Below are 18,691 nucleotides of genomic sequence, written 5' to 3'. Positions count from 1 at the left end.
CAATCCAATGGACAGGATCGCCGTCATCGGGCGCGGCATGATCGGCAGTGCCGCCGCCCGCCACCTCGCCGGCATGACCGACGGCATTGTCCTGATCGGCCCGGACGAACCGGCGGACCACACCACCCATGACGGCGTTTTCGCGAGCCATTACGACGAAGGGCGGATGACGCGGATCTCGGATCCGGATCCGGACTGGGCCGTCACGTCCAAGCGATCGATCGAGCGTTATGCGGAGATCGAAGACGAGAGCGGAATCCCGTTCTTCAGCAATTCCGGATATCTCGGTTTTTCCACCGGCGGCGCGGATTATCTGGACCGTGCCGAAAGCGCCGGCCGTGCGCTCGGGGCCGACCTGACCCGGCTCGATACCCCCCAAATCCATGCCCGGTTCCCATTCCTCTCGTTGCCGGATGACAGCACGGGCCTGCATGAGGACCGGCATGCCGGACATATCAGTCCGCGCGCCATGGTCGCGGCGCAGACGGAAGCGGCGCGAAAACGCGGAGCGCAAATCGACCGCCGACGGGTAACCGGTCTGCGCGCCGTCTCCGGCGGCGTCGAAGTCGAGACCGATGACGGCGCGGTTCGGCTGGCCGAGAAGGCACTGGTCGCCACCGGCGCCTTTACCGACGCCTGCGGACTCTCGCCGACGGACCTCGAATTGCGGGTCTTCGGACGCACGGTTCTCCTCGCCCGCATCGATGGCGAACTGAGCGAGCATTTCGCCAGGATGCCGACCTTGGGGCACGCGGAGAGCGGCGCCTATCTGTTGCCGCCGATCCGCTATCCGGACGGACACACCTACCTCAAGATCGGCATCGGGTCGGTGGAAGACCCGAACCTGATCTCGCTGCGCGACCTGCAGCACTGGTTCAGGACCGACGGCATCGAGGAAAACCGCATCCGTTTCAGAAGTTTCCTTCTGGATCTCATGCCCCGTCTCGCCGAATGCCGGAACTGGCACAGCCGAAGCTGCGCCGTCACCTGGACCGCGACCGGCCTGCCCTACATCGATCACGTGCTCGACGACCGGATCGCGGTCGCCGTCGGCGGGAACGGCAAGGGGGCGAAATCCTCCGATGACTGGGGCTGGATCGCGGCCCACCTGATCGCGGGCCGCGACTGGGAGCATCCGGTCGATCGCAAGCGGCTGCGCCTTCCGGGCCGCTGACCGGTCAGGACCCGCGCAGGGCCTCGAGGAAACGCCGGCGCCAGGTCTGCAGGTCGTTTTTCCGAAGCACCGCCATCATCGACCGGTACCGTTCGATCCGGTCGCCAAGCGGCATCCTGAGGGCCGTCTGCAGCCCCTCCATCATACCTTCCTCGTCGAACGGATTGACGATAACCGCGCCGTCGAGTTCGGCCGCCGCGCCGGCGAATTCCGAGAGCACCAGTACACCTGGATCGACCGGATCCTGAGAGGCGACATATTCCTTTGCAACGAGGTTCATCCCGTCGCGCAGCGGCGTCACATAGCCGACCCGCGCAATGCGGAAAAAGCCGGCCAGCACGTCGCGGCGATAACTCTTGTTCAGATAGCGGATCGGCACCCAGTCGAAATCGGAAAAATGGCCGTTGATGTGTCCGGCCATGCCCTCGAGAACCTGCCGGATCTCCCGGTAGCTCTGCACGTCTCCGCGCGATGGCGGGGCAATCTGCATGAACGTCACGCTGCCGCGGTTTTCCGGGTAGTTGGTCAGCAGCCGCTCGAAGCTTGCGAAACGCTTGTCGAGGCCCTTGGAGTAGTCCAGCCGCTCGACGCCGATGATCAGCTGCTTGCTGTCGAGCGAGCGCACGAGCTGCCGCGCCCGGTTCGTGCGGACGGCCTTTTCCGCCGCGTCGGCCATCTCGTCCGGACGGATCGAGATCGGAAAGGCCTGCACCCGCGCGGTCTTGCCGAATGCGGTGGCCCGGTTGCCGCGCACGGAGCCGCCGCGGAGACGGCGAACATATTCCAGCAGGTTGCGGGCATCGTTCTCGGTCTGGAAACCGATGACGTCATAGTCGAACAGCGCGCGGACGATTTCCTCGTGCTCGCTGCAGGCGCGGAGCATGTCCGGCGGGGGGAAGGGCGTGTGGAGGAAAAATCCCATCCGGTTCTCCAACCCCATGCGCTTCAGGTCCCGGCCGAGGAAAAAGAGATGGTAGTCGTGCACCCAGACGAGATCGTCCTGCCGCAGCAGCGGCGCCAGCTGGTTGGCGAAGAGTTCGTTGACCCGGCGGTATCCCGCGGCATGCGCCCGCGAATACTGCATCACGTTCAGCCGGTAATGCAGCAGCGGCCAAAGCGTCGAATTGGCGTAGCCGACATAGAAGTCGTTGTAGTCCTTGCGGGAGAGCGGCATGGTCGCGCGGCCGAACCGCTGGCCCTCCTCGACCGTTACCCGGATCGGGCCGCTGTTCTCGATCTTGCCGTTCCAGCCGAACCAGAGACCCTCCGATTTCGCGAAGGCTTCCTCGACGGCGACGGAGAGCCCGCCCGCGGACGCCTTGCCCTCCTCGACCGGAGCGACCCTGTTCGAGACGACGACGAGACGGCTCAAAACGCATCCTCCCATTTCCGGCTGAGACGCATGGCGCACTTGATCATGCCGACCATGGAATAGGTCTGCGGGAAATTGCCCCAGAGCTCTCCGGTCTCCGGATCGACATCCTCCGACAGCAGGCCGAGCTTGTTGCGGCAGGCGAGAATGCCCTCGAACATCTCGCGCGCCTCCGCTTCGCGGCCGGTCACGGCCAGTGCCTCGATGAACCAGAAAGTACAGACGTTGAACGCGGTTTCCGGAACGCCGAAATCGTCCGGCGCGATGTAGCGGAAGAGATGATCGCCCTTGCGAAGCTGTTTCTCGATCATCGCCACTGTGCCGACAAAGCGGGGATCCTTGCCGTCATGGAAGCCGAGCTCGTGCATCAGCAACAGGCTCGCATCCATCTGGTCGCCACCGAAGGTCGAGACATAGCTGCCGAGTTCCTCGTTCCAGGCCTCCTCCATGATCCGGCGCTGCATCTCCCTCGCGTGCTGGCGCCAGGCCGCCGCTTCCGCAGCGTGCCCGATCCTGTCCGCGATCCGGCCCAGCCGGTCCGCCGCGGCCCAGCACATCAGCGCAGAGAAGGTATGGACCGAGGCGATGGTCCTGAGCTCCCAGATCCCGGCATCCGGCTTGTCGAACTTCTTCACCGCCATCTGCCCGAGCTTGGCCAGCTCGCGATAGAGATCCTCGTTCCCGGGGCGCCCGATACGGCTGTCGAAGAATGTCTGCGCCGCCGCCAGGATGACCGCGCCGTAGACGTCGTTCTGGACCTGCGTATAGGCCGCATTGCCGACCCGTACCGGCCCGTTTCCGCGATAGCCCGCCAGCCCCTCGACGGTGTATTCGTCGAGCTTGTGCGCAAGCGACAGACCATAAAGCGGCTGCAGGTCCTCGCTCCCGACATTCACGGCGATGTTGCTGATATAGTTGAGATAATGTTCCAGCGTCTTGGTCGCCGAGAGCCGGTTCAGGGCGTGGACCACGAAATAGGCGTCGCGCAGCCAGCACAGCCGGTAGTCCCAGTTCCGCTCGCTTCCCGCAGCCTCCGGCACCGACGTCGTCATCGCCGCGACGATGGCACCGGTCTCCTCGAAGGTGCTGAGCTTCAAAGTGATGGCCGCACGGATCACGACATCCTGCCACTCGTAGGGAATGGACAGCGCCCGGCTCCATTCGCGCCAGTAGCTCTCCGTCCTCTCGCGGAACGTCCGTCCCGTCTCGGCGAGCGAACTCGTCAGGCTCTCGTCCGGACCGAGCATCATGCTGAGCGGCTTGTCGAGCAGGAACCAGGACTCCTCGAGCAGGTAGGAGATCGTGGCATCCGTCGTCAGCCGCATGGTGAGGTCGGGCCCGACGAACCGGACATGGTTGGAGCCGCGTGTGATCGTCGGCCGGCCCGATCCGTACCCGGTCGTCGGACGGATGCGGATCCGGACCTTCGGGCTGCCCGTGAGCGGCCGGATCTGGCGGACGATCATCGTCGGGTGGAACATGCGGTCAAAATTCCGGAACCGCGGGCAGAAATCGACGATCTCGAGCGACGCGCCGTCCCGGTCGGTCAGGGTCGTCACCAGAACTGCACTGTTGCGCTCGTAGCGCTGGCTGGAGTCGGCGAGATTGGCAACTTCGATCTCCCAGAAGCCCCGCTCGGCAGCCTGTCCTTCGTCTGCCAAGAGCGCCGAGAAGAACGGATCTCCGTCAAAGCGCGGCAGACAACACCACTGGATTGTCCCGGTTTCGCCGATCAGGGCACTGATCGCGCAGTTTCCGATCATTCCGAGTTCAAGCGTGCTCATGCAGGGGATCCTTCTCGCGGCCGAGGAGTTGCGCCAGCCAGTCATGAACCGCCGACGGTGAAGCCAGCCTGTAGCGGGCCACGGTGTCCGCGTGCGGCGGGCCGACATGGATGGAGATGCCGCCGCGGGCGTTGCACACTCTGAAACCGTCCTCGTCCGTCACGTCATCGCCGATGAAACAGGGCCTGCGGCCGGCGAACGGCGTTTCGGACAGAAAGCTTTCCACGGCAGCGCCCTTGTTGGCGGCAGCCGGTTTTACCTCCACGACCATCTTGCCCTGGAGCAGTGTGAGCAAGTCGCCCGATCCCGCGACGACGCCGGACAGCGTCCTCAAGACCTCCGGCCCGAGATCCGGCGCGGCCCGGAAGTGCACGGCGATGGCTTCGCCCTTGTCTTCGACCCGGAGACCGGCGTGCCGGGCGGCGAGTTGCTCTGCCGCGGCGCGCACTCTGGCGAGCACGCGCGCGCGCGGTTCCGGATCGGGAGTGTCCGGACGCGGGCCGCCGCGCAGTTCAAGCCCATGAACTCCTGCCGCCGCGACCTCCGGCAAGGCGAGATGGCGGTCCAGGTCGGCGAGGCTGCGGCCGGTAACCAGGGCCAGGGCGCCGTCAGCGGCAGCGCCAACGGAGCAAAGCAGTTCCGACAGTCCATCTGAGACCCTGATCGCTTCCGGCCTGGGGGCAATATCGACCAGCGTCCCGTCGAAATCGACAAAATAGGCCCAGTCCGCTTGCGGCGGCGGAGGCTGCAGATCTTCGTTCATGACCTCGCGAATTCGGAAGGTGGCGGCTCTGGTTCCCTACTCGCCGATACTAACAAAGCGCGGCCCCATGACAACCGGGGCGGATTCACAGCTTTCTTTGAAGGCGGGATGACCGCCGGTCCTGTTACCGGCTGCGGTAGACCAGGCTCCGCTCAGCAGCGCCTTCTCCGATGCGTTGCGGTTCGACGGGAATGTTCCCGACCATGAAACCGTCACAGCCGTCGGCACGTTTGTCGTAGGGCAGGATCAGGCGCCGCCATGCCTTCGGCGAGAGCCAGCTTGCCGAAACGTGCTCCGAATAGATCGGCCGGCCGGTCCTGTACACCGCGAGGTAACAGGCACGATAGAGTAATGCCGAGGGCGTACCGGTCTCGCGTGCGAGATCCGAGACGGTCCGACCGGTCCAGTCATTGTGCGCGTATTCGATGATTCCGGTACCGTAGACCCGATAGCGCGCATCGAAACCGCTATCCAGAGGCTCAAGCATCATGATGTTCCCGATCGCCTGGCGCAACTCGAGGACATCGATGTCCTTGCGGCCGGGAATCTGGCCGATCGTTCGCTTGAGTTTGAGCCAGTAATCCAGCAGAAATTGAAGCTTGGGCTCAGGCAGATCGCGGTTTTCGCCGGCAAACCAGAGTTCCGTGCAACGCGGGTCGACCGAGCTGAAGGGCAAACCCTGGACAATGCGCTGCGCTGCCGCGTCGATACGCTCCGACGACGGATCGTTGAATTCGGGCTCTACATTGCGCTCGACGCGACCATTCTTCCCGGCCAACCCGCTACTCCCCGTCTCCGCCAGGCAGAATGCTCGCCCGGTATCTTGTTCCCGGCACTCCCGACGATCCGTGAGCGGCGGGACGCGGACCGGTTCCGGCGAATTTCAGGAACTCCCGATCCGCGCGTCAGTCGTGATCCTCGGCGCGCCGATCAGCGCGCCAGAGCTTTTCTATGAACTCGCCGCTTTCGCGTTTCAGTTCACCGGCCTGTTCGGTGACGTAAGTTGCCGACTCGGACACCATTTCCGACATCTCGGCCGAATTCGTGACGGAATCTTCGACCGCCCCGATCGCCTGCTGAACCTCGGCCGTTCCCCGATGCGCCTCGGCGGCGCTCTGGGAAATCTCCCGCGTGACCGCATCCTGCTCTTCGACAGCCGCGGAGATCGCGGCAGATGAATCCCCGACCTTCGACATCGCGGACGAAATGTTCTCGATCCCGCTCCGCGTCTCCTCGGCAACCTGCTGCATGCCGGAGACCTGCTCGGAAATCTCGTCGGTCGCGTTCGACGTCTGATTGGCCAGGGCCTTCACCTCGGAGGCCACGACGGCGAACCCCTTTCCGGCCTCGCCCGCCCGTGCGGCCTCGATCGTGGCGTTCAGCGCCAGCAAATTGGTTTGTTCGGCGATATCCTGGATCAGGCTGACGACACCCGAAATCTTTGCTGCGGCCTGATTCAGCCCTTCTACCGTCAGCTTCGTGGTGTCCACGGCCTCCGACGCCTCTTGCGCAATCTTGTTGGACTCTGCCAGCTGATGCGAGATCTCACCGATCGAGGCCGAGAGTTCCTCGGCCGCAGAGGCGACACTTTGCACGTTCTCGCTCGCCGCCGCCGCACCGCGGGACGCGTCCTTGGTCTGCTCCATGCAGTCGCGCGCGCCAGAGGTCATGCTCGAAGACCTTTCGGAGAGCTGGGCCGCGGATTCGAGGAGATTTCCAGTTACACCGGTGATAGAGGCCTGGAACTGGTCAGAGAGTCCCTCGAGCCGGTTGCGGAAATCGTTCGACTGCTCTTCCAGGTAGACCGAAATGGCGAGTTCCATGTCCAGCATGACCGCCTTGTCGATCGCCTGCACCAGCGCCACCGCCTTCTTCGCCGCATCGTTGCGGCGCCAGCCCTTCATGCAGTGCTCGATGGCCAGCCTGTGCAGCTCCGTCGTTGCGGCGGCATAGCCGCCGATGTACCAGCGCGGCTCGAGTCCAAGTCGATTGTGGACGCGGCCGATACGCTGGATAGAGTCAAAATACTCCTCCCCGAACTCTCCGGAAAAAAGACGCTTCCAGTGAGCACTCTGACCCTCTCGGGCGTGCCGCACGCGATCTTCGGACACAAACATTTCGGCGAGTTGCGGCACGGTCATGACATGCGCGTAAAAGCCGTCGAGTATGGCGCTGAGATTGCGCTCGAGTATCGGACTGAACTCGCCCAACAGGGCGCGCGCGCTCTGATCGATCTGCAGGAAGGAAATGCGCTCTTCCGCATTCAGCGCCTTGTGTCCGACGTCCATCACGAATTCCAAAACAGGTTGAACCCACCGGGAGCCGTTTCTCGGTTCAAAATATTATGATTTGGTTAACCGCGATCTCCGACTTTGCCCATTAACCACATAAAAAATAACAATAATTCTCCCTGCAAGGTCAGGTAAAAGGCCAATCTAGGCGATTCTGAGTGAAGGAATATGTTAATTTCTATTTAAAAAAATATGGGTTAACGGCGTCGCTATCCAATTGTCCGAACCATTGACACGAAGCGAACAGGGCCGGTCCAAACTCACGCTCTTCCTGGATCTGGGGCAGATGCATCCTCCGCGCCTTGTCGCCTGACGGCAGGAGACGGGTCGCGCCGAGGCGGTTTCCGTGCCGTCGTGCCTTTTCTCGGAGCTCGGAAAGCCGTCCGGCACTGCAGGAGGTGACGAAAGACATTTTTGCAGGTGCGAAGGTTGACATGCGGGTTGCCGCAATTACTTTCCAGCCGGTCGGAAATAAATTGACCGGTAAGGAACATGGTCGGACGCCCGAGAACGATAGACAGAGAAGCCGTGCTGGACGCCGCCCAGGCCGTTGCCGCACGCGACGGAGCGGCCTACCTGACCCTCGAGGCGGTGGCGACAGAGGCCGGAATCAGCAAGGCCAGCGTGCTCTACGATTACAAGAACAAGCAGGCGCTGATGAAAGCGGTGATCGAACGGCGGATCGCTGCGGAAGACTCGCGCATCGAGGAGATCCGGAACCGCCTCGGCCCGGACGAACCGAACGCGGCGATATGCGCCCGCCTGATCGCCGAGTCCCGGGAGCTTTCGGACGAAGACAGGGCCGTCGCCCTCAGCCTCTGCGCCAGTGTTGCCGGCGATGCCGACTTGAGGGCACCGGTCCGGGAGATGATGGCGCGGCGCGTGGCCCGCGTGCGCGATACCTCGGACAATCCACGCGGCGCGATGCTCGCCTTCCTCGCCATTGAAGGCCTGAAGGCGCTGGAATGGCTCAATCTCTATGAATGGCCACGCGAAGATCGGCGCAAGCTCATGTCGGAGATCCGCTGGCTCGTGGATCAGAAGCCGGAAGAAATCCCCTGTGAAGAAATGACGGATTTCATCTGACGTTCCGTTTCCGACCTGCCTCCCTGAAAGACAACCCTACCGGCCCTTTTTCTCGACCCGGCCTATTACAGGAGCACCACATGCCTTCCGCAAAGCACCTGCGTCTCTTTGCCGTTGCGCTCTCCACCATCGTCCTTCTCGCCGGCTGCGATGAGTCCCCGGACGGCACCGCGAAGGCAGTGCCCCAAGCGCGCCCGGCAACGCCCGTCGGGACCATCACGACCGCCGCCGAGGACATTCCCGTCATCAACGATCTCCCCGGCCGCATCGCGCCGACCGAAATCGCCGAAGTCCGGCCGCGGGTCTCCGGCCTCTTGATCAAGCGGGTCTTTCAGCAGGGTGCGATGGTCAAGGCCGGCGACGTGCTCTATCGGATCGACCCGGCACCGTTCAAACATCAGGTCGACAGCGCCCGCGCCACGCTTGCGCGCGCCGAGGCCGTTCAGAAGCAGGCGCGTCTCGAAGCCGACCGGCAGACCGAACTTCGAACGCGCAAGGTGTCCAGCGCGCAGCAGCTCGACAACGCGATCGCCGCGCTCGCCCAGGCGGACGCCGACGTGGCCGCCGCCCGGGCCGGTCTCGCGGCGGCCGAGCTCGACCTGCAGTATACCGACGTCAAGGCTCCGATCAGCGGACGGATCGGACGGGCGCTGGTGACGGAAGGCGCACTGGTCGGGACAAGCGGCGAGGAACCTCTCGCGGTCATCCGCCAGCTCGACCCGGTCTATGCCGATTTTACCCAGTCGGCAAAGCAGCTTCGCGCCCTTCGCGCCGGCATCGAGGCGGGCAATGTTTCGCTCTCTGAAGACGGTGCGGCGACGATCCGTCTCTCCTTCGACGACGGCGCCCCTTACCCCCAGAACGGCCGCCTGCTGCTGCAGGAGAGCACCGTCGACTCAACGACCGGCCAGATCACCCTGCGCGGCGAGTTCCCCAATCCGGATTTCTCGCTGCTGCCCGGAATGTATGTCCGCGTGCAGATCGAACAGGGCATCCGGCGCAATGCCGTCGCGATCCCGCAGCAGGCGATCCAGCGCGACACCGCCGGCCGGGCCCGGGTCTATGTCGTGAAGGACGATATGACGCTCGAGATCCGCTATGTCGAACTCGGCGCCGCCACGGGTAACCGCTGGATTGTCGAGAGCGGCCTGGCCGTTGGCGAGCAAGTGGTCGCCGAGGGCTTTCAGAAGGTCCGTCCGGGGGCTTCCGTAGCGCCGCAGCCCTGGCACCCGAAACCGCAGCAGCAAGCTGCCGCCGGCAAGCAGTAAGGCACCAGCATCATGGCAAGTTTCTTCATCGATCGGCCCATTTTCGCCTGGGTCGTCGCGATCTTCATCATGCTGGCCGGCGCGCTCGCGATCCCGTTCCTGCCGGTTGCGCAATACCCGAACGTCGCCCCGCCGCAGATCACCGTCAGCACGAGCTACCCCGGGGCGACGCCGGAAGACATGTACCAGAGCGTCACCCGGCCGATCGAGGACGAGCTCAACGGCGTGCCGGGTCTGCTGTATTTCGAGTCGACCTCGGATTCCTCGGGACAGATCAGTCTCACCGTCACCTTCGAACCCGGCACGGACGTCGCCGAGGCACAGGTCGAGGTGCAGAACCGGATCAGCCGCGTCGAGGCACGCCTGCCTTCTTCGGTATCACGGCAGGGAATGCGGATCGAGCGCGCGGGAACCGGGTTCCTGCTCGTCATCACCCTGACCTCCACTGACGGCTCGATGGACCAGATCGCGCTCGGCGACTATCTCAGCCGCAATGTCGAGGGTGAGATCCGGCGCATAGCCGGCGTCGGAAACACACGTCTCTTTTCCACCCAGCAGGCGATGCGGATTTGGCTCGATCCGGACAAGATGCTCGGCCTCAGCCTGACGACCGAGGACGTAGTCAACGCGATCGAGGCGCAGAATGCCCAGGTCGCGGCCGGGCGGATCGGCGCGAAGCCGGTCGAGGCCGGACAGCAGATCGCGGCCAGCGTGCTGGTCAAGGGCCAGCTCCGGACGCCGGAGGAGTTCGGCGCCATCGTGCTGCGCGCCGATATCGGCGGCGCGACGGTCCGGCTTCGGGACGTGGCCCGGATCGAGATCGGCGGCGAGTCCTATACCTCCGCCGCCAGGCTAGAGGGGCAGCCTTCCGCCGCGATGGGCGTGCAACTCACGCCCGACGGCAACGCGCTCGATACCGCGAAGGCGATCGAGGCGAAGATGGAGGAGCTTGCGCGCTATTTCCCGGACAGTGTGGAATACAAGATCCCCTACAACACCGCGCCCTTCGTCGAAATCTCCATCGAAAAGGTGCTGCATACACTGATCGAGGCCATCGCCCTCGTTTTCGTGGTGATGTTCCTTTTCCTGCAGAGTTTCCGCTACACGGTGATTCCGACCCTCGTGGTGCCGGTCGCCCTGCTCGGCACCTGCGCGGTGATGTACGCCTCCGGCTTCTCGATCAACGTGCTGACCATGTTCGCCATGGTGCTCGCGATCGGCATCCTGGTGGACGATGCCATCGTCGTGGTCGAGAATGTCGAGCGCATCATGAGCGAGGAAGGCCTCTCCCCGCGGGACGCCACCCGAAAGGCGATGAAGCAGATCACCGGTGCCGTCATCGGCATCACGCTGGTGCTGACCGCCGTTTTCGTTCCGATGGCCTTCTTCCCGGGCGCCGTGGGCGTGATCTACCAGCAGTTCAGCCTCACCATGGTGGTCTCGATCCTTTTCTCCGGCTTCCTTGCCCTGTCGCTCACGCCGGCACTCTGCGCCAGCTTCCTGAAACCGGTCGAGGCGGGGCATTCCCACGCCAAGCGCGGCTTCTTCGGCTGGTTCAACCGGGGCTTCGACCGTACCGCGCGGGGCTACAGTTCCGTCGTCGGGCGCATCGCTTCGCGGGCCGGGCGGTTCATGGTGATCTATGTCGCCCTCGTCGCCGGGCTCGGCTGGGCCTGGGTCCAGTTGCCGAGCGCCTTCATCCCGAACGAAGACCAGGGTTATCTGCTGGTGAACATCCAGGCCCCGGCCGAGGCGAGCGCGAACCGGACGCTCGGGGTGATCGAGCAGGTCGAAGACGCCTTCATCGGACAGGACGGCGTGAACACCATCGTGACCGTCTCCGGCTTCAGTTTCTCCGGTACCGGCGAAAATGCCGGCATCGCCTTCGTTCCTCTGAAGGACTGGAGCGAGCGCGGACCGGAGAATTCTGCCGACGCCATTGCAGGACGGACCAACGGACGGCTGTTCGGCATCAAGGATGCGCTGGTCTTCGCCCTCTCGCCGCCACCGATACGCGGCCTCGGGAACTCCAGCGGGTTCGATTTCCGTCTGCAGGACCGGGGCGGTCTCGGGCATACGGCACTGGTCGAGGGTACAAGCCGCCTGATGGCGGCGGCGCAGCAGAGCCCGGTCCTGACCGGCGTCCGGATCTCCGGTCTGCCGGACGCGCCGCAGATCAATCTCGTGGTCGACCGCGAAAAGGCGAACACCTTCGGTGTCACTTTTGCGGATATCAACAACACGATCTCGACCCATCTCGGCTCGAAATACGTCAATGACTTCCCGAATGCCGGCCGCATGCAGCGCGTCACCGTGCAGGCCGAGCAGGCAACCCGAATGAAGACCGAGGAGATCCTCGACCTGACCGTGCGCAACACTCATGGCGGCATGGTGCCGCTCTCGAACTTCGCGACTGCAGAGTGGGAACAGGGCGCGGCCCAGGTGGTCGGCTATAACGGCTATCCCGCGATCCGGATCAGCGGCCAGGCAGCACCCGGCTACTCCTCCGGGGAGGCGATCGCCGAGATGGCCCGGCTGGTCGCCGATCTCGGCCCGGGCTTCGGCTACGAGTGGACCGGGCAATCGCTGCAGGAGATCCAGTCCGGCGCTCAGGCCCCTCTGCTGATCGGCCTCAGCGTGCTCTTCGTGTTCCTGCTGCTGGCCGCCCTCTACGAGAGCTGGTCGATCCCGCTTTCTGTGATGCTGGTGGTGCCGCTCGGCGCCATCGGTTCCGTGGCAGCGGTGATGCTGCGCGACATGCCGAACGACGTCTATTTCCTCGTCGGCCTGATCGCCATCATCGGGCTCTCGGCGAAGAACGCGATCCTGATCGTCGAGTTCGCCAAGGATCTCCGGGCCGAGGGACAGTCGCTGCTGGATGCCACGATCGAGGCGGCGCGCCTGCGCTTCCGGCCGATCCTGATGACCTCCCTCGCCTTCTCCTTCGGCGTGCTGCCGCTGGCGATCGCGACGGGCGCCAGCGCCGCGAGCCAGAACGCCATCGGCACCGGCGTGCTCGGCGGGATGATCTCGGCGACGGTTCTGGCGGTCTTCTTTGTGCCGGTTTTCTTCGTTTTCGTGATGCGTCTGTTCGGCCGGAAGACGGCGGAAGATGCAGCGACGCAAGCGGCTGAGTAATCTCCGCCGTCAGGCGGGACGATCCGGCACGGGTCGTCCCGGCAATACCGATAGCGCCACGTCGATGGTCCGCATCACGGTGTCGAATTCCGTATCCGCGCGCACCATTACGGCGATGGCCAGGACCTGGCTGGCGAAGAAATCCGCCATCGCATCGGGATCGGTCCCGGGGGGCAGCTCGCCCGCGTCGTGCGCCGCGCGAAACCTCTTGCGGAACGCGTCGCGCCGCCTGCGATCGAAATCCCGGCTCAGCGCGATCAACCCGGGCGGCATGCTGCCGCTCTCGACCAGGGAATTGACGACGAAGCAACCGCTCGGACAGTCCGGATCGCGCGCCATCTCCACGACGCTGACGAAGAATCGGCGCATCACGTCGGGCAGCGGATCGGGCGACGAGACGAGATCCTCCATAAGCTTCGCCCCCATGTCGCAGTAGTAGTGTGTCAGGGCCTTCGCGAACATCGCCTCCTTGTCGCCGAAAGTCGCATAGAGGCCCGGCTTCGCCATGCCCGAGGCTGCGGTCAGATCACCGAGCGATGCGCCTTCATAGCCCTGCTCCCAGAACACTTTCGTGATGCTCTCGAGCGCAGCATCCGGGTCCGTTTTCCGAGGCCGCCCTCGTGCCATTATCCGTTCCTTGCGACGTCAATCGAAAATTCCATACCAAACGGTAATTAATTTACTTGATCACGCAATCCAAGCTCCGATTTATATACCGACCGGTATTTATTTCCGGCGACACACCTGGATCGGAGACATCCCATGAACGAACTGAATGGAACGACCGCGCTCGTGACCGGAGCGAACCGCGGCATCGGCAAAGCCTTCGTGCTGGCCCTGCTGCAGGCCGGAGCGGCGAAGATCTACGCTGCGGCCCGCAATCCCGAGACCCTTGATGCCCTGCTCGCGGAGCATGGCGGCCGCGTCCTGCCCATCACGCTCGACATCACGGACAGGGAGCAGGTTGCGACCGTGGCCGGACAACTCACCGATCTCGAGCTCCTGATCAACAATGCCGGAATCGCACATTTCGACGGTCTGCTGGCACCGAAGAATCCGGACGCCGCGCGCGCCGAGATGGAGACGAACTATTTCGGGCTGCTGAACATGGTTCAGGCCTTCGCTCCCGTGCTCGGCGCGAATGGCGGCGGCGCGATGGTGAATCTCGCCTCGATCGTGAGCCATGTCAGCTTTCCGGCGCTCGGTTCCTACAGCGCCTCGAAAGCGGCCGCGCATTCGTTGACCCAAGCCATTCGCGGGGAACTCAGGGCTCAGGGCACGCACGTGCTCGGTGTCTATCCGGGTCCGGTCGACACCGACATGGGCGCCGCCGTCAAAATGGAGAAGACACCGCCTGCCGTGGTCGCAAAGGCCGTCCTCGACGCCCTCGAAACCGGAGAGGAGGACGTCTATCCGGACCCGACCGCACAGCACCTTCATCAGTCACTGCTGGCGGACGCGAAGGCGGTGGAACGCGAGACCGCCCAGATGCTTCCGGCTGCATGACCCCGTCAGCCAGGGGTGCCGTTCGGGACGGCGCCCCTGCCCCCCGCCGGCCTCGTTGACAGGACACGCGCCGGATGCGCGAATGCATCCATGCCCGAACTCACCCTCACATTCGACAATGGCCCGGAACCGGAGATCACGCCCCGGGTCCTGGATATCCTCGCCCGGCGCGGCCTCCGGGTGACCTTCTTCGTGGTCGGACAAAAGCTCGAGGATCCCGCGCGCCTCGAGCTCGCGAGACGCGCAAAGGCGGAAGGCCACCGCATCGGCAACCACACCTTCACTCACTCGACACCGCTCGGACAGATGACGGACAGCGCAGCGGCAGTCGAGGAACTGAGGCGTACCGACGCCCTGGTCGCGAAGACCGGCGAAAGAAGCAAACTGTTCCGCCCCTTCGGCGGCGGCGGCAAGCTCGGCCCGCACCTGATGAGTCGAGCGGTCGTCGAATACCTGCGCGACAACGGCTACAGCTGCGTGCTCTGGAACGCGATCCCGCGCGACTGGGCGGATCCGGAGGGCTGGGTCGAGACGGCGCTCCAGCAGATCGCGGCGCAGGCCCATACCCTGATCGTGCTGCACGACCTGCCGACGGGCGCCGTGGATCGGCTGGAGCAGTTCCTCGACCGGGCAGACGCCATGGGTGTCACTTTCCGCGAGGACTATCCGGAAAGCTGCGTGCCGATGCTCGCCGGCAGGAATGTCGTGCCGCTCGATCCCTTCGTCGCCGCCGCCTAGACAACCCTAGCGGTCGCTGGCCGCAAATTGCGGGACGCCGTCGGCGATCTCGTAATAGTCACCCTTGTCGGCGCAGTAGATATGCGCCCGGGTGCCGACCCCGGTCGCGCCTTCCAGAACCCCGCCGGAGATCGAGATCGACAGCCCCTCTTCACGGTCGAAGAACAGCGTCGAGCCGCATTCGCCGCAGAAACCGCGGCGGATTCCCGGGCTGGACCGGAACCATTTGAGCCCGCGCGACTCGGTCAGCGTCAGCGCATCCTTGCGCACGTCCGTCGAGGTCCAGAAATGCCCCGTCTGTTTGCGGCACATCGTACAATGGCAGGCGACCGCTTCTCCGAGATCCCCGACCACCTCGAATCGCACCGCGCCGCAGAGGCACTCGCCTTCCCGCACCCTGTTTCCATTCGCCATCATAGACTCCCCCTCATTGATCCTCTCGGGGCAATAGTTCTGCTTTTGTTCTCTTCGTGTCAAGCCCTTCTCCATGCCACTTCCGCAATGGACAGGGCACCTCGCTGCGCCTAATCGTTGAAGCCTTGTCAAATTCAACGGTCTGGACCCATGACGCCTGCCCTCAACCTGTTCTCCGACAGCTACTACACCGCCCGGCACCGCTTTTTGACGGCCGCGCGAGCGAATGGATTTCCAGTCGAGACAACGCGCCATCCGCTGAGCCCCGACTTCCCCGCCGAGATCGCGACCGACACGGTCCGCGTCGGGCCCGCGGAAGCCCGCCACGTGCTCTTCATCAGCTCTGGCCTGCACGGGACCGAGCTGACGACGGGCTCCGGCATCCAGCTCGGCCTGCTGGGCGAGATCGGAGACTGGCTGCCCGCCGACATGGCCGCGGTGTTCATCCACGCCGTGAACCCGTTCGGCTCCGCCGCCATGACTCGGACGGACGAGAACAATGTCGACCCCAACCGCAACAATCTCGTCAGTTTCGATGCCCTGCCGGAAAACCCTGACTACGACACCCTGCACGACGCGCTCTGCCCCGCTGTCTGGGATGGGCCGGTGCGCGAGGCCGCCGAAGCGCGGATCGCGGCCTATATCGAGGAAAACGGCTTCGAAAGCTTCAGCCGCAACGTCCTTGCCGGCCAGTACAGCCACCCGGACGGCCTCTTCTACGGCGGCAGGGAACGGAGCTGGACGATCGCCAACCTGGCCGACACCGTCGCCCGCCACGGCGCCGGCGCGGAACGGCTGGCGATCGTCGATCTGCATACCGGACTCGGCGCATACGGCGCGCTGGAGGTGATCCGGCGGGACACGGCACCGCGCGCCGGAGCGGACTCGTCCGCGATACGGCATGTCGCCTGCGACGTGCTCGACGATGTCGACTGCCCGGAACCGCCTATCAAGGTGATCCTCGAGTTCGGCACCTACCCGATCGGACAGGTGGTGAACAACCACCGTGCGGACACCTGGCTGAAATTCCACGGCGACCTGCATACGCCAATTGGCCGCAGGATCAAGGCGGAGCTGCGCGACGCCCTGTTCTGCGACGACCCGGCGTGGCTTGAGGCCGTCTGGAACCAGGGCGAGGCGGGCACGCGCGCCGTTCTCGACGAGCTTTCGCGCTCTCCGTCGCCCGCCGCCGACTAGCACGGTCCATAACTGGTCGGAATTCAGACAGCCGCCGATGCGTCGCCGCGAGCAAATTTCACAGCTGCAACGCATCCGCTTCCGGGGACCGAAAACTTTCGTTTACGACATCAGGTACTTGGTATACCAATATACCAAGAACAAAGATGACGGGCCTTTTCAAGGGCCTCGGAAGCCGCATCACGCCAGGGGAGGTCTTCAGACCATGGTCATGTCCGATATCGAAATTGCCCGCGAAGCGAAAATGAAGCCGATCATGGAAATCGGCGCAAGCCTCGGCATTCCGCACGAATCGCTTCAGCCCTACGGCCATACCAAGGCCAAGATCGACCTCAACTACATCAAGACCCTGAAGGACAAGCCCGACGGCAAGCTGGTGCTGGTGACCGGCATCAACCCGACCGCGGCGGGCGAAGGCAAGACCACAACCTCCGTCGGTCTCGGCGACGCGCTGAACCGGATCGGCAAGAAGGCCATCATCTGCCTGCGCGAACCCAGCCTCGGCCCCTGCTTCGGCATGAAGGGCGGCGCCGCCGGCGGCGGACATGCCCAGGTCGTGCCGATGGAAGACATCAACCTGCATTTCACCGGCGACTTCCATGCCATCGCAGCGGCGAACAACCTGCTCGCGGCGATGATCGATAACCATATCTACTGGGGCAACAAGCTCGGCATCGACGAGCGCCGGGTCTCCTGGAAGCGCTGCCTCGACATGAACGACCGCGCGCTCAGGCAGATCGCAAACTCGCTCGGCGGCGTCGCCAACGGCTTCCCGCGCGAAGACGGCTTCGACATCGTCGTCGCCTCCGAGGTGATGGCGATCTTCTGCCTCTCGACCGACCTCGAGGACATGAAGCGCCGTCTCGGCAACATCATCGTCGCCTATACCCGCGAGCGGAAGCCGGTCTATGCCCGCGAGATCGATGCCAACGGCGCCATGACCGTGCTGCTGCGCGACGCGCTGGCCCCGAACCTCGTGCAGACGCTGGAAAACAACCCGGCCTTCATCCATGGCGGCCCGTTCGCGAACATTGCGCATGGCTGCAACTCGGTGATGGCGACCAAGACCGCCCTCAAGCTCGGCGATTATGTCGTGACCGAAGCCGGCTTCGGCGCGGATCTCGGCGCCGAAAAGTTCTTCGACATCAAGTGCCGCAAGGCAGATCTCAAGCCGGCCGCGGCGGTCGTCGTCGGCACGATCCGGGCGCTGAAAATGCACGGGGGCGTCTCGAAAGACGATCTCGGCACCGAGAATATCGACGCCGTCGTCAAAGGTACCTCGAACATCAAGCGCCACGTGGTGAACACCAAGAAATTCGGCGTTCCGGTCGTGGTCGCGCTGAACCGCTTCATCACCGACACCGACGCCGAGGTCGAGGCGGTGCGCAAGGAACTGGCTTCCGAGGGAGTCGAAGCCATCGTCTGCACGCACTGGGCGGACGGCTCCGCAGGAACCGAGGGTCTTGCGAAGAAGGTGGTCGAGCTGGTCGAGGGCGGCAGCGCCGATTTCAAGCCGCTCTACGAAGAAAATCTCGGCCTGCTGCAGAAGGTCGAAGCGATCGCCAAGAACATCTACGACGCGGCCGGTGTCGTCGCCGACCAGAAGGTGCTGAACCAGATCAAGGACTTCGAGGCACTCGGCGCCGGCAAATTCCCGGTCTGCATCGCCAAGACACAGTACAGCTTCTCCACCGACCCGAACGCGAAGGGCGCACCGAGCGGCCACACCTTACCGATCCGCGAGGTCCGGCTTTCCAACGGTGCGGAGTTCATTGTCGCGGTCTGCGGCGATATCATGACCATGCCGGGCCTGCCGCGGGTGCCGGCAGCGGAGAAGATCACGCTGAACGATCAGGACCAGATCGAAGGCCTCTTCTGATACACCTTTGGGGGCGGGGGCAACCGTCCCCGCTTCGTTCGACAAACAAGCCTGCCCGGAGCGCGCCGGGCAGTGGGGAGG

Annotated in this window: 15 protein-coding genes; 8 read left to right on the top strand and 7 right to left on the bottom strand. The window is 64.2% G+C overall.

Features of this window, described 5'->3' with window-relative positions; translation table 11 throughout:
- Positions 1–7 precede the first annotated feature (7 nt).
- Entirely contained in the window at positions 8–1,174 is a 1,167-nt protein-coding gene (locus ACOOE1_RS00840) for an NAD(P)/FAD-dependent oxidoreductase (RefSeq protein WP_420404448.1), read from the top strand.
- A gap of 4 nt (positions 1,175–1,178) precedes the next feature.
- Here ACOOE1_RS00840 and ACOOE1_RS00835 read toward each other — a convergent pair whose 3' ends face one another.
- The 5 genes from ACOOE1_RS00835 to ACOOE1_RS00815 all read right to left on the bottom strand — a co-directional run bounded on the left by ACOOE1_RS00835 (position 1,179) and on the right by ACOOE1_RS00815 (position 7,381).
- Positions 1,179–2,546, bottom strand: coding sequence for an alpha,alpha-trehalose-phosphate synthase (UDP-forming) (locus tag ACOOE1_RS00835; RefSeq protein WP_420404447.1), 1,368 nt, complete (start codon positions 2,544–2,546; stop codon positions 1,179–1,181).
- Entirely contained in the window at positions 2,543–4,330 is a 1,788-nt protein-coding gene (locus ACOOE1_RS00830; protein ID WP_420404446.1) for a glycoside hydrolase family 15 protein, read from the bottom strand. Before ACOOE1_RS00830 ends, ACOOE1_RS00835 begins: the two co-directional genes overlap by 4 nt.
- Complete coding sequence (gene otsB / locus ACOOE1_RS00825; protein WP_420404445.1) at positions 4,317–5,093, bottom strand: trehalose-phosphatase; 777 nt, start codon at positions 5,091–5,093, stop codon at positions 4,317–4,319. Before otsB ends, ACOOE1_RS00830 begins: the two co-directional genes overlap by 14 nt.
- Before the next feature lie 124 nt (positions 5,094–5,217).
- Positions 5,218–5,871 carry a PAS domain-containing protein gene (locus tag ACOOE1_RS00820; RefSeq protein WP_420404444.1) on the bottom strand — a complete coding sequence of 218 codons (654 nt, stop codon included), beginning with the start codon at positions 5,869–5,871 and terminating at the stop codon, positions 5,218–5,220.
- Positions 5,872–5,998: 127 nt separating this feature from the next.
- Entirely contained in the window at positions 5,999–7,381 is a 1,383-nt protein-coding gene (locus ACOOE1_RS00815) for a protoglobin domain-containing protein (protein WP_420404443.1), read from the bottom strand.
- Between the two features lie 531 nt (positions 7,382–7,912).
- Between ACOOE1_RS00815 and ACOOE1_RS00810 the strand changes: the two genes are divergently transcribed.
- The 3 genes from ACOOE1_RS00810 (at position 7,913) to ACOOE1_RS00800 (ending at position 12,876) form a co-directional block, all read left to right on the top strand.
- Entirely contained in the window at positions 7,913–8,470 is a 558-nt protein-coding gene (locus ACOOE1_RS00810) for a TetR/AcrR family transcriptional regulator (protein WP_420404442.1), read from the top strand.
- Between the two features lie 80 nt (positions 8,471–8,550).
- Positions 8,551–9,738, top strand: coding sequence for an efflux RND transporter periplasmic adaptor subunit (locus tag ACOOE1_RS00805; protein ID WP_420404441.1), 1,188 nt, complete (start codon positions 8,551–8,553; stop codon positions 9,736–9,738).
- Between the two features lie 12 nt (positions 9,739–9,750).
- Positions 9,751–12,876 carry a multidrug efflux RND transporter permease subunit gene (locus ACOOE1_RS00800; RefSeq protein ID WP_420404440.1) on the top strand — a complete coding sequence of 1,042 codons (3,126 nt, stop codon included), beginning with the start codon at positions 9,751–9,753 and terminating at the stop codon, positions 12,874–12,876.
- A gap of 9 nt (positions 12,877–12,885) precedes the next feature.
- On the opposite strand, the gene ACOOE1_RS00795 is transcribed toward ACOOE1_RS00800, so the two are convergent.
- Complete coding sequence (locus tag ACOOE1_RS00795) at positions 12,886–13,503, bottom strand: TetR/AcrR family transcriptional regulator (protein ID WP_420404439.1); 618 nt, start codon at positions 13,501–13,503, stop codon at positions 12,886–12,888.
- Positions 13,504–13,638: 135 nt separating this feature from the next.
- On the opposite strand from ACOOE1_RS00795, the gene ACOOE1_RS00790 reads away from it, so the two are divergent.
- Positions 13,639–14,382, top strand: coding sequence for an SDR family oxidoreductase (locus ACOOE1_RS00790; RefSeq protein WP_420404438.1), 744 nt, complete (start codon positions 13,639–13,641; stop codon positions 14,380–14,382).
- A 90-nt stretch (positions 14,383–14,472) separates the two neighbouring features.
- On the top strand, positions 14,473–15,120 hold the full coding sequence (locus ACOOE1_RS00785; protein ID WP_420404437.1) for a polysaccharide deacetylase family protein: 648 nt from the start codon (positions 14,473–14,475) through the stop codon (positions 15,118–15,120).
- Between the two features lie 6 nt (positions 15,121–15,126).
- On the opposite strand, the gene ACOOE1_RS00780 is transcribed toward ACOOE1_RS00785, so the two are convergent.
- Complete coding sequence (locus ACOOE1_RS00780) at positions 15,127–15,534, bottom strand: GFA family protein (RefSeq protein WP_420404436.1); 408 nt, start codon at positions 15,532–15,534, stop codon at positions 15,127–15,129.
- A gap of 150 nt (positions 15,535–15,684) precedes the next feature.
- Here ACOOE1_RS00780 and ACOOE1_RS00775 point away from each other — a divergent pair, with 150 nt between their 5' ends.
- The gene (locus ACOOE1_RS00775) at positions 15,685–16,731 is read left to right on the top strand and encodes a DUF2817 domain-containing protein (protein WP_420404435.1); all 1,047 of its coding nucleotides are present in this window, start codon (positions 15,685–15,687) and stop codon (positions 16,729–16,731) included.
- Positions 16,732–16,936: 205 nt separating this feature from the next.
- Entirely contained in the window at positions 16,937–18,610 is a 1,674-nt protein-coding gene (locus tag ACOOE1_RS00770; protein ID WP_420404434.1) for a formate--tetrahydrofolate ligase, read from the top strand.
- Positions 18,611–18,691: the final 81 nt, after the last annotated feature.

Source organism: Nisaea sp. (genome assembly GCF_965216895.1).
Classification (GTDB): domain Bacteria; phylum Pseudomonadota; class Alphaproteobacteria; order Thalassobaculales; family Thalassobaculaceae; genus Nisaea.
This window is presented reverse-complemented; position numbering and strand designations above follow the sequence as displayed.